Origin of the sequence: Paenibacillus oenotherae, from assembly GCF_019443105.1 — a bacterium.
GTDB classification, from domain to species: domain Bacteria; phylum Bacillota; class Bacilli; order Paenibacillales; family Paenibacillaceae; genus Paenibacillus_Z; species Paenibacillus_Z oenotherae.
The window spans coordinates 1-550 of the sequence record NZ_JAHZIJ010000085.1 but is presented as its reverse complement, the minus strand read 5'-3'; the positions used below and the strand labels follow the sequence as shown (position 1 = coordinate 550).

The window sequence follows — 550 nt, the reverse complement described above, 5'->3', positions numbered from 1 at the left end:
GAAGCCAGACCTGTTGGTGCTGTTGGTGCTACAACAGTTCCGCTATCATTCGTTGTAACTGTGATTGTGCTGCTGTCATCGGAAGATTGACCAGCGTTGCTCTTCGCAACCACTTTGTACGTATAAGCTGTCAACTTGATCAAGCCTGTATCCGTGTAGGAAGTCGTTGTTGCCGTACCCACTTTGACGCCATTGCGGTATACATCGTAACCAGCAATGCCGGAGCTGTGAGTGGACGCGTTCCAAGTCAAGGATACCGTCTTGTCGGTCTTAGCCGAAGAAGCCAGACCTGTTGGTGTAGTTGGTTTTGTTACTTCGCGCGGATCTGCATCATGCCACGCAGTGCCATCGTACCAGCCCGTTGCCGTTCTTGCAAAGCCAGGTTGGCTTTGGCCAGGGAGCTGCTTGCCTGTGTTGTCTTTGAAGATCATTTTTGCAGCTTCTGCTGTATCGAAGCTGTAGACGTACCAGTCGCCGCCTACGCTTGTCATTGCAGGAGCTGTCGCCCATGTAGGCTCACTTGCTTCCTTAGGCGCTGTTTCGTAGAAGT

1 protein-coding gene is annotated in these 550 nt (G+C 51.8%); it reads right to left on the bottom strand.

Features of this window, described 5'->3' with window-relative positions:
• Window positions 1-550 (bottom strand): starch-binding protein (locus tag K0T92_RS24680; RefSeq protein ID WP_219875277.1); only part of this gene is annotated, 550 nt, incomplete at both ends.